Origin of the sequence: Actinomyces sp. HMT 175 (assembly GCF_016694895.1) — a bacterium.
Lineage (GTDB): Bacteria > Actinomycetota > Actinomycetes > Actinomycetales > Actinomycetaceae > Actinomyces > Actinomyces oris.
This window is the reverse complement of sequence record NZ_CP068012.1, coordinates 372,882-387,076: the sequence shown is the minus strand read 5'-3', so window position 1 is coordinate 387,076 and position 14,195 is coordinate 372,882. Positions and strand designations below refer to the sequence as shown.

Annotated in this window: 14 protein-coding genes; all 14 read right to left on the bottom strand. The window is 71.3% G+C overall.

Annotated features, from left to right (window positions below; translation table 11 throughout):
* Window positions 1-82 precede the first annotated feature (82 nt).
* The gene (locus JJJ14_RS01635; RefSeq protein WP_201444509.1) at window positions 83-1,300 is read right to left on the bottom strand and encodes a sugar ABC transporter substrate-binding protein; all 1,218 of its coding nucleotides are present in this window, start codon (window positions 1,298-1,300) and stop codon (window positions 83-85) included.
* A 187-nt stretch (window positions 1,301-1,487) separates the two neighbouring features.
* Window positions 1,488-2,195, bottom strand: a complete 708-nt coding sequence (locus JJJ14_RS01630; protein ID WP_075414020.1) for a M50 family metallopeptidase — start codon at window positions 2,193-2,195, stop codon at window positions 1,488-1,490.
* 54 nt (window positions 2,196-2,249) lie between these two features.
* The gene (locus JJJ14_RS01625) at window positions 2,250-2,942 is read right to left on the bottom strand and encodes a TetR/AcrR family transcriptional regulator (protein WP_101558898.1); all 693 of its coding nucleotides are present in this window, start codon (window positions 2,940-2,942) and stop codon (window positions 2,250-2,252) included.
* 148 nt (window positions 2,943-3,090) lie between these two features.
* Window positions 3,091-3,588 (bottom strand): NUDIX domain-containing protein, encoded by a 498-nt coding sequence (locus tag JJJ14_RS01620; RefSeq protein WP_101558899.1) that lies wholly within the window; start codon window positions 3,586-3,588, stop codon window positions 3,091-3,093.
* Window positions 3,585-4,610: a hypothetical protein gene (locus JJJ14_RS01615; protein ID WP_236592874.1), complete on the bottom strand. Its 1,026-nt coding sequence runs from the start codon at window positions 4,608-4,610 to the stop codon at window positions 3,585-3,587. The genes JJJ14_RS01620 and JJJ14_RS01615 overlap by 4 nt, the downstream gene beginning before the upstream one ends.
* Window positions 4,610-5,713 (bottom strand): VWA domain-containing protein, encoded by a 1,104-nt coding sequence (locus JJJ14_RS01610; RefSeq protein WP_201444507.1) that lies wholly within the window; start codon window positions 5,711-5,713, stop codon window positions 4,610-4,612. The genes JJJ14_RS01615 and JJJ14_RS01610 overlap by 1 nt, the downstream gene beginning before the upstream one ends.
* On the bottom strand, window positions 5,710-6,822 hold the full coding sequence (locus JJJ14_RS01605) for a VWA domain-containing protein (protein WP_003787792.1): 1,113 nt from the start codon (window positions 6,820-6,822) through the stop codon (window positions 5,710-5,712). Before JJJ14_RS01605 ends, JJJ14_RS01610 begins: the two co-directional genes overlap by 4 nt.
* Window positions 6,816-7,337 carry a hypothetical protein gene (locus JJJ14_RS01600; RefSeq protein ID WP_003787793.1) on the bottom strand — a complete coding sequence of 174 codons (522 nt, stop codon included), beginning with the start codon at window positions 7,335-7,337 and terminating at the stop codon, window positions 6,816-6,818. Before JJJ14_RS01600 ends, JJJ14_RS01605 begins: the two co-directional genes overlap by 7 nt.
* A 4-nt stretch (window positions 7,338-7,341) precedes the next feature.
* Window positions 7,342-8,343, bottom strand: a complete 1,002-nt coding sequence (locus tag JJJ14_RS01595; protein ID WP_003787794.1) for a DUF58 domain-containing protein — start codon at window positions 8,341-8,343, stop codon at window positions 7,342-7,344.
* A 23-nt stretch (window positions 8,344-8,366) separates the two neighbouring features.
* Window positions 8,367-9,713 carry an AAA family ATPase gene (locus tag JJJ14_RS01590; RefSeq protein WP_201444506.1) on the bottom strand — a complete coding sequence of 449 codons (1,347 nt, stop codon included), beginning with the start codon at window positions 9,711-9,713 and terminating at the stop codon, window positions 8,367-8,369.
* Window positions 9,714-9,926: 213 nt separating this feature from the next.
* Entirely contained in the window at window positions 9,927-10,844 is a 918-nt protein-coding gene (locus tag JJJ14_RS01585) for an LmeA family phospholipid-binding protein (RefSeq protein WP_201444505.1), read from the bottom strand.
* A 16-nt stretch (window positions 10,845-10,860) separates the two neighbouring features.
* Window positions 10,861-11,694, bottom strand: a complete 834-nt coding sequence (locus JJJ14_RS01580) for a hypothetical protein (protein WP_009405622.1) — start codon at window positions 11,692-11,694, stop codon at window positions 10,861-10,863.
* Window positions 11,695-11,793: 99 nt separating this feature from the next.
* Window positions 11,794-13,230 (bottom strand): hypothetical protein, encoded by a 1,437-nt coding sequence (locus tag JJJ14_RS01575; RefSeq protein ID WP_201444504.1) that lies wholly within the window; start codon window positions 13,228-13,230, stop codon window positions 11,794-11,796.
* Window positions 13,227-14,093 (bottom strand): PP2C family protein-serine/threonine phosphatase, encoded by an 867-nt coding sequence (locus JJJ14_RS01570; RefSeq protein WP_101558906.1) that lies wholly within the window; start codon window positions 14,091-14,093, stop codon window positions 13,227-13,229. Before JJJ14_RS01570 ends, JJJ14_RS01575 begins: the two co-directional genes overlap by 4 nt.
* Window positions 14,094-14,195 lie beyond the last annotated feature (102 nt).

Below are 14,195 nucleotides of genomic sequence, written 5' to 3'. Positions count from 1 at the left end.
GCAACTTGTCCCCATGGGCAGGAAAGTGTCCCCGGCCGCGTGGAGTGGCCCCAGCGGCGCCAGCCAGCCCTGCCCGCCAAGGTCAGGACAGGACGGCCTGCAGGTTGACCTGGGCGCTGCCCAGGATGCCGGCCGGGTCGCCTCCGGCCAACCCGGGCAGCTCGTTGTCGAAGGTGGCGATGACGTCCGAGGTACCGGAGGCGGAGGGCACGGGCTGGGAGTACTCGACGCCGGCCAGGAAGGCCGCCTGCTCGGCGTGCTTGCCCTTCCAGGTCTCGCCGGCGGACTTGCCGGCGGGGACCGTGCCCGCCGCACCGGCCAGGGCCACCTGCCGCTCGGCAGCGGTGAGGTACTCCACGAGCTTGATGGCGTCGGCCTTGTGTTTGGAGGCCTCCACGACTCCGTAGAAGGTGGGGAACTGCAGGGTCCCCTTGCCGCCGCTGCCGGCCGGCAGCTCGACCACCTTGTAAGAGATGCCCGAGTAAGTGTCCGCCAGGGTCTTGGTCAGGGCCTCGGTCTCGATCACCATGGCGGCCTGCCCCTGGCCGAAGGCGTCGGCGGCGGATCCGGCGGGCAGGTCGGCGCCCCAGCCGGCCGAGCCGGAGGACAGGAGCGTCTTGACCTGGGTCAGGCCCGCCACCGAGCCCTCGGAGGAGGCCGTGGCCTTCGTGCCGTCGGCGCTGGTCAATCCCCCACCGCCCTGGACGAGGAAGGCGCCCACGCGCGCGTAGGAGGCATCGAGGGTCAGGCCGACGACCCCACCTGAGGTGAGCTTGGCGGCCACCTGGTCGAACTGTTCCCAGGTGGTCGGGTAGTCCGAGTCGCTCAGGCCCGCGGCCGACCACAGCGAGGTGTTGACGTACAGGGCGAGCGTGGAGACGTCTCGAGGCGCCGCGGCGATCTTCTCCTGTCGGGTGGCACTGGTCAGCAGCGCGGGGTTCGCGTCCTTGACGGCGGCCGCTCCCTTGTCCCAGGAGTGCAGGGCACCGGCGTAGCTGGACAGCTGGGCCGGGTCGAGGACGACGACGTCGATGCTCGGCTCGGCCGTGATCCCGCGAGCCAGCTCCTGGGAGACGTCGGAGACGGGCTTGACGTCCACCTCCACCTTGGTCTCCTTGGTGAATGCCTCCACCGCCTTGGACAGCGCCTCCGCGGTGGCCTCGCCCGCGTCGGGGACGATGAGCGCCATCTTGCCCTCCTCGGTGGCCTCGTCCTTCGACTTCGACGAGCAGGCGGCGAGGGTGGCCGCGGCGGCCAGCCCCAGAGAGGTCAGGGCGAACGTCCTGCGGGTGAGCATCATGTGATCTCCTAGAGGGAATCCCGGAGTGCCCGGGAGCGGGATGAGCCCGGGGCCGCGACGGCGCCTGTGGGCTCGCGATGTGCGACGTCGGGCGGGGACGGCGGGAGGGCACTGCGGGCCCCGCGTCGCCAGGAGGAAGCGTAGGCCATGTGGGCGGCGGGCTCGGACTCGAGCCCCCGCCCTCACCTCACAGGAGATCGCGCAGGGCCAGCACGACGACGCCGGTGGCCACCGCGTCCACGAGGAACCAGCTGGCCAGCCACACCCCGGCGGGCACCCGGGTCAGATGGGCCAGGGTGCGGTGGTCCTGGCTCGGGTCGCGTGAGGCGGCGACGTCGCGCAGGGAGTCCCAGGCCCCCACCAGCAGGGCCAGCCCGGTCCCGGCGACGACGCCGTCGCGCCACTGCCCGCCCCACCACCACAGGGCCCCGGTCAGGACGGCCACGAGCAGGACCAGCAGGACCGTGCGCACGGAGCGGGACATGACCAGCAGGACCGCCAGGAGGACCAGACCCAGCAGCAGGACCGCGCTCGCCCAGCCCTTGAGGGCCAGGAGCACGACGACCGCGCCGAGGACGGCGGGGGCGGGGTAGCCGGCCCAGGAGGTGGCCACCCGGCCGGGGCCGGTGGGCTTGCCGGCGGTGACGGCGTGCCCGGACAGGTCCCGGCTCACCACGAATCCGAGGAAGCGCCGTCCCACCATGAGGCCGACGGCGGCGTGCCCGGCCTCGTGGACGATCGTCACCAGGGTGCGTCCCCAGCGGCGGGCCGGAGCCCAGGCCAGGACGATGAGGAGGATCGCCAGCGCCGGCCACAGCACGCCGGGATCCAGGCCGACGACGCTCGAGGCGCGGGCCAGCAGGTCGTTCCAGGTGTCAGTCCAGCTCAAGTTCACGAGCGGAAGTCTGCCAGGCCCACCCGCGTGCACGGCAGGCCGTGACTCACGCTGTCAGCCGACTGCGCTGTGACGAAGCGAACCGGGGGCCTCGGCTCCCTCCAGGGGCTCGGTGGCGCGGGGCTGGGCAATGGTCGGCACCGCGTGGGCGGGCTGGCGGGCCCCCACCGCCCGCAGCACGAAGGCGTCCAGGCTCTCCAGGTAGGCCCGCCGCTGCTCCGGATCCGAGGGGGTCGGGCGCCCACCCATGACGGTGGCGTGGATGAGGGGGATGACCTGCTCGGGCTCCTGGGCGGGGATGAGCCCCTGGTCCATGGCGTCGGTGAGGATCGAGGAGAGCATCTGGGCCACGAGCGCCCCGTGGGCCTTGAGGCGGCCGGCGGTTCCGCGCGAGACCGCCCCGGAGAGGGGCCCCGAGGTCGGGAAGTGGAAGTGCCGAGCGATGAGGGCCTGCTGGCGCACGTAGATGCGCAGGCGGTCGATCGGGTCCTGGGTGCCGGCCAGCGCCCGGGAGAGCTCCTCGGCGTAGCGGCCGGCCTCGTGCTCCATGAAGGCCAGGAGGAGGTCCTCCTTGTCCGCGAAGTGGTTGTAAACAGCCGTGCGCCCCACACCCGCGTGGTTGGCGACGTCGGACAGGGTGATCTTGTCGAAGCTGCGCTGGCTCATGAGCTCGGACAGCGCCTGGAACAGGGCGGTGCGCGTGCGCTCTCGATGCTCGGCCAGTGAGGAACCCAGAATCTTCGGCATGAGGCAACCCTAACTTACGAGATGACGCGGACGATAGAAGTGTCAGAAACTGGGACGGGCTGGCGCCGTGGGACTGCTGGCGCCCTCGGGCCCGCGGCCCTGGGGAGGGCCGCCCGCCTGCGCCCCGCCGTCGGCGCCCCGGTGTCCATCAGCGCCTCAGGGCGTCCACGAGCGCGTCGATGATCGGCAGGTCCGCCTCCAGCCACGGCAGCCGGCGCAACTGGTCGGGCGGATCCAGGCGCACCCACTCCAGGCGTTGGTGGTCGCCTCCGGCCCTGCCCCGCTCCTCGGGGCGGGCGGGCTCGGCCAGCCACACCCGCATCCTGAAGCCGTGCATGGCCGGCCAGGCCGGCGCGTCGTCGCCGGGACCGCTGTTCGGTGGAGCCGCAACCGCCAGCTGTCGGGGGACGACGAGCTCGGGCCCCAGGCGGACGCCCAGACCGATCTCCTCGTCCAGCTCGCGGGCCAGGGCCTGCTCGGGGCGCTCGGCGGGCTCGACCTTGCCCCCGGGCAGCTCGAACTGACCGGCATGCTCAGGCGGGTAGGAGCGGGCCGCGCACAGCAGAGTGGTCGGATGCTCCAGGTCGTCCAGGACCGCGGCCGCCACGACGAGGCGGGAGGCCCGCCCCGTATCGGAGTCGCTCACCAGGGCTTTCCCCCTCCTTCGCCGCCGCCGGACTCCTCAGTGGTTCCCGGGCTGCCGTTGTTGCGGTCCCGCAGGCGCTTGGCCCGGTCATCGACCGGGGTCGGGGTCGGCTTGGCGCTCGGGGTGCTGGAGGAGGTCTCGCCCGGCGAGCTCGACGCCGACGGGCTCGAGCTCGGGTCGCTGCTGGGCTGGGAGGAGGCACTCGAGCTCGGGTCACTGCTGGGCGTGGCCGAGGGGGTCGAACTCGGGTCGCTGCTGGGCTGCGAGGAGGGGTTCGAGCTCGGGTCACTGCTGGGCGTGGCCGACGGGTTCGGGCTCGGGGAGGGATTCTGCTCGGGCGGGGGTGGCACCTCGCAGGCATCGGCCGCCTTCTTGGCCGCCTCGATGTGCTCAATCACCGCCGCGAGGCTTCCGCTCTCCTGGGCCTGGGCCGCCAGGGTGAGGTGGGCGACGTACAGGTTGGTCCGCACCATGCACTCCGGGGAGCCGGCCTCCTTCACCTTGCTCTCCGGGTCGACCTTGGCCTTGGGTGCCTCCCTGAGAGCCTGGTTAAGGGTCGTCACCGCCGAGGTCGGGTCCTTCGCGGCGAGCTGACCGGTGCCCAGGTTGAAGTGGACGCGCCACTGCTCCAGCCACGGATTGATCGCGGCAACCATGCGGTAGCGCGACAGGGCCGTGTCGTAGTGGCCGGCTGCCGCGGCACGGTTTCCAGCCAGGGAGATGAGGAAGATCGAGCCGAGCCACAGGGAGATAATGGTGACCAGGGCCGCGGGCACCCCGCCGATCGTCAGGAGCCGCCGACGACGCTTGAGGCGGGCCTCGCGCCGCCTGGGGTCCTCGGGGGCCTGGGAGGAGGCATCGTCCTTCGGGTCCGCGTTCTGCAGGTAGTCGACCTCCTGCTCCGAGGGGGCACCGGCTGACCCCGGCGCGCCCGGGGCATTCTGTGCGCCGTCGGCAGCACCGGACTGCGTCTCGCCGCCACCCTGCCCGGGGACCTCGCCGGGGATGTGTCCTGTCGTCATCATCGTCCCCTTCCCATGAGAAGCCGCAGGCGACGGTCGGCTCGCATGAGGTCGAGGATCTCCCACAGCAGCAGACCGAAGGCGATGAGTCCCAGTGGCCAGGTCAGGTACACCCGGGCGTTGGTCTTGGCCCGCCCATCGGAGGTGACGGCCTCGATGTCGAGGTTGGTGAACTTGCTGGTCGGGTCATCCCCCGAGCCGCCGGTGCGGTGGTAGTAAGGCAGCCCCAGGTCCTTGGCCACCTTCTGGAGCTCCTCGGCGTCGATCTTCGACACCCCGGGCTGCCCGCCCTGGCCGTCGGTGATGTAGTCGGACTGGGTGTGCTCGCCGGTGGACGGCGAGCCGTCGTAGCTGCGCATCTTGCCGCCCTCGGTCGAGCCGTAGCCCAGTACTGCGCCGCCGTCGACGAGACCGGCCAGGGACTGCCAGGAGATGCCGGCGTTGTCGGCCGTCTGAGCGCCGCGGCCCTCGTCGGTGGCCTCGCCGTCGGAGAAGATGTAGACGAGGCGGATGTCCTTGGGCTCGGACTGGCGGGACTGCGCCAGCGTCTGCCCCAGCACCGGGAGCGCTACCTCCAGCGAGGAGCCGACGGAGTGGCCCGTGACCTCCTGCTTGAAGGAGCCGATCCAGGCGTCGACGGCGTTGGTGTCGTGAGTCAGCGGCAGCTCCCTGGCCGCCGTGTTGTCCAGGGCGATGATGGAGAAGCGCGAGTCCGGGAAGGCCTCGCGGATGGCCCGCATGTCGGCGCGCACGCCGTCGAGCCTGGTGGAGGCCGACTGGTCGACGCCGTCGGGCCCCTTGCCCTGGTAGTCCTCCGCGGCCATGGATCCGGTGCGGTCCACCACCATGTAGATCTCCACGTTGGAGACGCTGATGGCCTCGCTGCCGCGGATCGCCGGCCCCGCCAGCGCCAGCACGATGACGACGACGATGGCCAGGCGCCTCCACCAGGCCCGGCGGGCAGCCGGCTCGGCATCGTCACGGACCAGGCGGCGTCGGGCCACGATGAGCAGCCCCGTCAGGGCGGCCCCCACGAGGAGGACGAGGATCCACCAGGTGACCGGGATGAACGCGAAGTCCCCGATGATCGGAACCGGCTTCATGCTCGCCTCCAGGTAGTCAGTCCCAGGTAGCCCAGAAGCACCAGTGAGAGCGTGATGACGAGCCGCTGGGGGACGTCGGTGCGACGGGTCTGCTTGCGCCCCCCGAGCGCGGAGACCTCGGTCTTCTCCAGCTCCTTGACGATCTGGCCCCCGGTGCCGGAGTCCTCGACGTCGTAGAAGCGCCCCTTGCCCTGCTCCTCGGTGACGGTCTTGAGCTCCTCGCGGGACTCCTCGGGAGTCTTGTCGAGCAGGTCCTGGTAGGGCTGGTCCTCGTCGGCGCCGTAGATGGAGAACAGGCGGATCTTGCGCTCGGCCAGGAGCTTGGCGGCGTCGGGCAGGGGATAGATCTGCTCGTTGTCGGGGTCGATGACCTGGTTGTCGGTGGCCAGGATGATGGAGCGGGAGCGCTCCAGGCCCTGGTTGTCGAAGGCCTGGGCGCAGGAGGCGAGCCCGTCGCCGGCCAGGGAGGAGCCGTTGATGCTGGAGTTCACCGTGCCGCCGAAGGCCTCCTGGTAGGCGAGCTGCTGCTTGTAGGTGACGTTCTCCGGGTCGATGTCCAGCACGTCGCCCAGCTCGCTGAGCTGGTCACGCAGCAGCTCGTAGTCGTCCGTGAGCGGCACGATGGTCTGCGCGGCCGAGTTCCAGGCCACGATCCCCACCCGCTCGCCGTCGAAGTCCTCCAGGATCTCGGAGAAGGTCGTCAGGACCGAGGAGTCGATCCTGACCATCGACGTCGACACGTCCAGGCATAGGACGATGTCACGGTTGGCCAGGGCGTCGGAGCGCTCGGTGACGCGCACGGGCCGACCGGCGATGGCGGCGGCGCTCACCAGGCCCGAGACCAGCAGGACCGCCAGGAGCGCGTGCAGCCAGCGCTGAGCCCGGATGCGCTTGCGCACCGCCGGCAGCTGGAACAGGCTCGCCGAGTTGGCCAGACGGCGGGGCAGCTCGACGACCTGCTCGCTCCCCCGCCGGCTCCAGGACAGCCCGGAGCGCTTGGGCGCCCCGGTGGAGGGGCCCAGGCCGGAGCGACGGTCGATGATGAACACCGCGATGATCGCCGCGGCGGCGATGACGACAAGAACAATGAACAACCAGAGCATCACCATCGGGTGACCACCTCCCTGGCGTGGGTAAGGGCCTCCTGCGCGGCGGCCTGCGGCTCACGGTCGAAGGAGGGCTGCTCCCACACGGCCAGCAGCTCTCCGACGTGCCCCAGCGGGTTGATGTCCAGGGGACGGCCCGCCGCGCGCACACTGCGCCGGCGCTCCTCCACCGAGCTCGGCCCGGCGGTCGCGGCCATGTCGAGGATCTCCGAGACCGTGGCGGTGGTGATCTCCTCCCCGCTGCGGGCCTCGGCGAAGCCGCGCAGCAGCGCGGCCAGCTCCAGGTGCAGCTCGCGCAGGTCCAGATCACCGGTGTCCCAGCGCTGGGAGATCTCGCTGAGACGCTCACCCCACTGGCGGCGCTCACGGGGCGCCATGGGGATGTCTCCGACCTCCTGGGAGATGTCGCGGCGGGTCACGAGGAAGGTCCGCAGCAGCCAGGCGGTCACCAGCAGGAGGCCGACGACCATGACGATGACCATCCAAATCGGCATGAGGACCGGGGGCATGATCTGCATGGGGTCACCGCCTCCCTCTGGCCACGGCGGCGCGCTCACGCTGGAGGAGCTCGGCGATGGAGTCGATGAGCGTCTCCTCGGAGGAGACGACGCCGTACTCCAGGTGCCGGGCGTCGAGCACCTGCTCGACGCTGGTGCGCCACTGCTCGCGCACCACGGCCGCCTGAGCGGCCAGGTAGGAGTCTGCGCGCAGGAAGGCGGGGATCTCGAAGGGCAGGTCGATGTCCCGCCCGCGGCCGCCGTCCGGGCGCAGTGGGTCGTCGTCCTCGATCTGGACGACGATCATCTCGTGCTGAATCGACAGGCGCCGCAGCCAGGTCGCGGCGTCGGGGCCGGGGTGGGCGGTGTCGGTGATGAGGATGACCAGGCTGCGGCGGCGGTGCCAGGTGCTCACCCGCTCCATGAGGCGCGGCAGGCTGGAGGGAGGGGCCCCGGGGGCCAGCTCGAAGACGCCGGGCGCCCCCTCAACGGGAGCGTCGAGGTCCTCGTAGGTGCGGGCCAGCAGCGCCAGCAGGGTCTCCACGTGCTTGGCCCCGGAACGGGCCGGGCGCGAGATCATCCGGCCGGCGTCACCGGCCACGAGCGCCACCGAGTCCCCCCGCATCCGGGCCAGGTAGGCGAAGACCTCCGCCACTCCCAGGGCCAGGTCGCGCTTGTCCTCGCCTGAGGGGGTCATCGCCGCCATGGTCCGGCCCGTGTCCACGGCCAGCACCATGGGCATCATGGACTCGCGCTGGTAGCGCTTGATGACCGGCTGCCCCAGGCGGGCCGAGGACTTCCAGTCGATGTCGGAGATGTCGTCGCCGGGCCGGTAGAAGGACATGTCGTCGAAGTCCTGCCCGCGTCCGACGAACACCGACTTGTGGCGCCCGTCGAGCAGCCCCGTGGCGCGGCGCAGGGTCGGCAGGCTCAGAGCCGCGCGCAGACGCTCGATCCGCGAACCGCGCCGGCCCTCGCCGGAATCGGACTCGGGCGCCCCGGGAGCGCCGTGTACCTCCGTGCTCATCGCTGTGCTGGTCCCCACCGGGCTCAGGGCGTGGGGACGGCTGCGAAGATGGCGTCAATGATCGCCTCGGGCGCGACTCCGTCGGCCAGGGCGTCATAGGTGAGCACCAGCCGGTGGCGCAGCACCCCGTGGCGCAGCAGGCGGACGTCGTCGGGGATGACGTAGGTGCGCCCCTCCTGGAGGGCGACGGCCTGGGCCACCTTCATGAGCGCAATGCCTCCACGGGGGGAGGCCCCCACGCGCACCTGCCGGTCCAGGCCGGGCACGGGCCGCGGCCCTCCGCCGCGGGAGGTGTTGATGAGGGCGACGATGTACTGCTTGATGACGGGATCGACGTAGACCCGCTCGGCGGCCCGCTGCAGCCACTCGACGTCGTCGGTGGAGATGGGCCGACCGGTCACGGGCTGGTCGAAGGTCCCGTTGGAGATGCGGTCCAGGACGTCGGCCTCCTCGGAGGGCCGCGGGTAGGTGAGCACCTCCTTCATGAGGAAGCGGTCCATCTGCGCCTCGGGCAGGACGTAGGTGCCCTCCTCCTCGATGGGGTTCTGGGTGGCCAGGACCATGAAGGGGTGGGGCAGGGGGTAGACGACACCGCCGATGGAGGTCTGGCGCTCCTGCATGGCCTCGAGCATGGCCGACTGGGTCTTGGCGCTGGAGCGGTTGATCTCGTCGAGCAGGACGATGTTGGCGTGGACCGGCCCCAGCTGGGTGGTCATCTCGCCGGTGGAGGAGTTGAGGATCTGGGTGCCCACGATGTCGTTGGGCATGAGGTCGGGCGTGCACTGGATGCGCCGGAAGGAGCCGGAGACCGCCGAGGCTAGCGTCTGGGCGGCGGTGGTCTTGGCCAGGCCCGGCACCGACTCCAGCAGGATGTGCCCACTGGACATGAGGGCGGTCACCAGGGCCCTGCGCAGCTGCTCCTGACCGACGACGCGCTGGGAGAAGATGTTGGCCACGGACTTGAGCAGCTCGCCGGCGCGCTCCACGTCGGCATCCCCGGCGCCTCGACGGCTGGAGGCGGCCCGGGCCTCGCGGCGCAGCGTCTCACGGGAGGGCAGGGGGCCGGTGTCGACCTTCTCCTCGGCCGGCGCCGCCGGTCCGGAGGGGTAGCCGGGAACCGTCATCCTGGATGACGCGGTCGGCACGGAGCCGGCCCCGGCGGTCTGCGGGTCGATCTGAGGAGGGACCGAGGGTGGCTGCTGCGCCGAGGCCGCAGTCCCCTGCCCGGCGGAGGAGCCGGCGGGCTGACCGGCCTGTCGGGCCGCCGGCTGCCCGGCCGGCTGGCCGCTCGACTGACCGTACTGCTGGCCACTGCCCCAGCCACCCGGCTGACTGCCGGGTTGGGCGCGGTGCTCGGGCTGCATGCTCATGGTTCTCCTCGCTCAGTTCTGGCTTGATTCCTCGCGCCACGTGCTCGCGCCTGGATAGGCGACGCATTGGCAGGCTATACGAGCCGGGGCCACCTGTGGCGCGAGCGACGGGGAAGTCCTCCCCACAGCGCCGGTAAGCCTCCACTTTTCACCGGATTCGCGCCACTTTGAAGGAAATGTGAGACGAGTCGTCATGGGGTGGCCGCCCCGGGATCAGAGCTGGCCGAGGTTCACCCGGCTTCCGGCCAGGCTCAGCCGGAGCCCGTCATTGGTGACGATGGCGCTGCTCGGACGCAGCCCCGACGGCAGGGACTTCGCGGGGATCGTGATCTGCGGGGAGTCCAGCCCGACATAGCTGAGCATGCTGTCCTGCCCCGTGCCGACGTCGACGCCGAGGGTGTTCCCGCTCATCCGGGTGGAAGTGATGGTCAGGATCAGGCTGCCGTCGGCACCCAGCGACGGGGCGATCTCGGCCTCACCACTCAGACCGAGCACGGACATCGAGGCCTGGATGACCCCCGGATCCTGGGCGCTCGTCCCGGTGCGCTTGGCCTGAAGGGTGATGCCCTTGAGCTTGGGGTGCGATGCGGCGGCGAGCGTGGCCACCTGCTGCCAGCTGACGGTGCCCGACGCCGCCACCGTGTCGGTCTGATAGGGCTTGTGCAGGCTGATGTGGCTCAGATCGACGTCGACGTCGCTGAGCGTGACCGAGGCGTTGCTCTGCCCCTTGGAGGTGATCGTCAGGCTCGGGGAGTCCACGCTCAGACTGTCCAGTGAGCCGCCGACGACCTGACTCAGAACGATTCCCCTGGTGGCGATCCGGGCGTCCGGACTGAGCCCCGGCAGGGCCGAGCGCACGGCGGAGTCGACCTGCCCGCGCACGAGGTACTCCGCCCCGACAGCCCCGGCGCTCAGGATGACGACGAGCACCACCAGGACAGCCACCCACCGTCGAGCGCGACGTCGGCCGGCAGGGCGGGGGAGGTCATCCTCGAAGAACTCCTCCTGCGAGAGGTCGTCCTCCTCGGGATCGTCCGCCAGGACCTCATCGAGGAGGGCCCGATCGGAGAACTCCTCCTCGGTCACCTCATCCTGCGCCCGAGGCGAGTCCGTGTCACTGTGGTGACTCATCGCTCCTCGCGTCACGTCATCGCCTCGGCGCCGACGGCGAGCTCTGGGCCACCGGGGCGGTGCTCACTGAGCGCTCGGCCGTCTGGTCGGCGGGGGCCTGGTTGGCGGCCCACTCCTCGTCAAGCATGTAGAGGTCCTCGGCGGTGACCATGAGAGTGGACACGGCGTGCTCCACCAGGGCGGTACGCCGATTGGAGGCGGCTCCGGCCACCCGGCCGCCGCGCAGCCCGCGCACCCCCACCCGGTCGAGCTTCTCGCAGACGTTGTCGAGCTTGCGGTTGAACTTGGTCAGCGGCCAGCCCAGGCGCGCCGCGGCCGCCGCGGAGGAGGGGATCTCGGCGGCCCCGGTCCCGGCCCGTTTGAGCACCGGCTCGGACAGCGCCAGGACGAGCAGCAGCTGGGAGCGGGTCATCGGAGTCACCCCGATGGTGGTCTGGCCGGAGGACTGGCGCACGCCGTCGATCCCGGAGAAACGGTCCTCCCCGGAGGTGATGAGGTTGATCTCGTAGGTGGTGGGGCCTGCGGAGAAGGTGAGGATGACCCGTGGGAAGACCAGCGGCATACGGGCGCCCGGGGCCAGCCGGGACTGGACCAGTCCCTCGCCGTCGGTCAGGGTGGCCGACAACCGCGAACCCTCGTTGGCGATCCACCAGAGGTTCTCGGAGTGGGCGAAGACCAGGAAACGGCGGTGGAGGTAGGGGTTGTCGTCGATATCGAGGTCTCCGCCTCGGCCGATGACGAAGGTGTCGGCCGGAGCGACCCGGTGAATCTCTCCGGAGAAGTCCAGGACGAGCTCGTCGGGCTGCTCAGGATCGACCTCCGGCATCTCCGTCCACGTCAGGTCGCTCATGAATTCTCCTTCCACGGTCCCGGCTCATGATCGGCCGGGTCCAGTCTCGCTGAGATGCCGGAACCGCACCGGCCAAGCACAACCACTCGGACAGTGACCTCAGCCACTACGGAGCCTCAGCCACGACGGCGGATCGATACGGAGCGTCACTCCGTCACCGACATCCATGAGGTCCCCCATGAAGACCGGCGTCGGCATTCCCGATCCCAGCAGGACCGGCGTCGCACCGGGGCGGGCCAGGACGGTGCCGTTGGACGAGCCCAGGTCCTGAGCCAGGACGCTCCACCCCGAGGTCGTGAGCATGAGGTGGGAGCGCGAGACCATGTGCTGCGGGCTGGCCACCGGGACCAGGGCCACGATGTGCGGATCACCCCCGGCCTGCACCTGGGGGGCGCGTCCGATGACGACGTCGCCGGCGACCTCGACGGCGGCGCCGGTTGACAGGGTCAGCGTGGCCAGAGCCGGCCGGCGCACGTAGGAGAACACTCCCGGCAGGGGCTGGGCGCAGATCAGGCACTCCCGGAGCTCGGGAGGATTGGGGTGCCCCTGGGGGCAGATCGAGGCCCGCACGGGGGGCGCCGCGATCAGCGCCGCCTCGGAGGCGGAGACGACTTCCGTGTTGGGCAGGGCCTCCAAGGGCTGGGGCTCCCGAACGGGCTGGGGCTGCTTGCTCTTGGAGTTGTCCGGCGCCGTGGGGGTGTTGGCCGTCGGGCTGCCGCCCGAGCTCGCCGAGGGGGCGGTGGGGGCCCGGTGGGCGCCGCGGCGCCGACGCCCCGAGCCGGGCTCCGGCTCGGGGTAGTCCGGGAACGGGCTCACATCACCGGTCTCCAGGCCCTCTGCAGCGCCCTCAGTGGTCTGCGAGAGCTGCTGCTGCGGCTCGACGGGGTCGTCGGGGTCCTCCCAGACGCCCGTCTCCAGCAGCTCGGGAGCCGAGTCCGTGGAGCTGTCGGATTCAGCAGGAGTCGCAGCCTCGGCGGAGGAAGGGGCCTCGTCAGAGGGAGGGGCCTGGGCGGGGGAAGCGACCTCGGTAGGAGAATCGGCCGCGGCGGGAGAAGGCACCTCCAGGGGCACCGGCGCCGGCTGCGGCTCCTGCTCCTGCTCCGGCTCCGGCTCCGGGGCAGCCTCCTGGGGCGAGCCGGAGATCGGGGAGATCGGGGTGATCGGTCTGAGCAGCGTGGTCTCGTCACTGGGCTCGGCCGGGACGATCCCGCTGGGCTCCGGCGCCATGGACCGCAGGTCCGAGCGCCGCAGCGCTGCGGCCCGCGAGGGCGCGGCGTCCTGGGGGGAGGGCGCGCTCAGGGCCGCGGGGGCCGCGGGCCCCACCGTCGGCAGGTAGGTGCCGCCCAGGGCCTGCAGGACCCGCAGGCCCGTCTCCACGGAGACGCCACCGGCCTGCGAGCCGGCAGCCGGGTTGATGACGGCGGTCCCGTCAACGCCGTCGACCCGCAGAGCCCCGTCCGACAGGCGCGTCAGCCCCTCGGGCAGCGGAATCCGCTCGCGTGGCAGGGATGGGGAGGGAACCGGGGAGATCGTCACTGCGCCCCCTGACTGCTCGCGCCACCGGGGCGGGACGTGTGCGCCGTCGGCGGAAGATCTGGCACCTGGAGGGCGTCGACGACGACGGCGGTGGTGTTGTCATGCCCCCCGCCCTCCAGGGAGGCGGCCACGAGGAGCTCGGCCGTGCGCTGCGCCGTGCACCCGGCCGCCAGCACGGTGGCGATGGCCTCGTCGTCGAGCTCGTCACTGAGTCCGTCGGAGCAGATGAGGAGCCGGTCCCCGGCGGCCACCGGAACGCTGTAGAGGTCCGGGACGCCGGAGTCGGCGATGCCACCGCCCAGCGCCCGGGTGACGATGTTGCGGCGGGAGTCGCGGCGCGCCTGCTCGGGGGTAAGCTCGCCGGTCTCGATGAGAATCTGGACCCGGGAGTGGTCGCGGGTGACCTGGGAGAGCATGTCACCGCGCAGCAGGTAGACCCGGGCGTCCCCGATGTTGAAGATGACCCAGGTGGGACGCGTCACCCCCTGCTCGTCCGCAATCCAGGTCAGGATGACGCCGGCGATCGTCGCACCGGGCAGGTAGGCGGCGTGGGACGGGATGGCGATGATCGCCTCCTGCGCGGCCACCACCGCGCGAACCACCGTGTCGATGTCAGTGATGGTCGCCCCGGCCAGTGAGTACAGGGAGTCGAGGGCCACCTGCGTGGCCATACGGCCGGCGGCGTGCCCGCCCATGCCGTCGACGACGACGAAGGCCGGAGCGATGGCGAGGTAGCCGTCCTCGTTGATCGTCCGCAGGCGCCCCACGTCAGTGGCCGCACCGACAACGACCTCCGAGGCCCTGATGCCGTCCTCACCGCGGATCACGATGGCATCGGCATCAGCACGAACGTGCTCGGTCATCGGCTCCCTTTCACTTGCGTCGCGTGCACTCCCCTAGTAAACCCCAGCACCCCGTCCGGAACCACCGCGCCACCGCCCTGATTCCACCATGTGGGAGCCCAC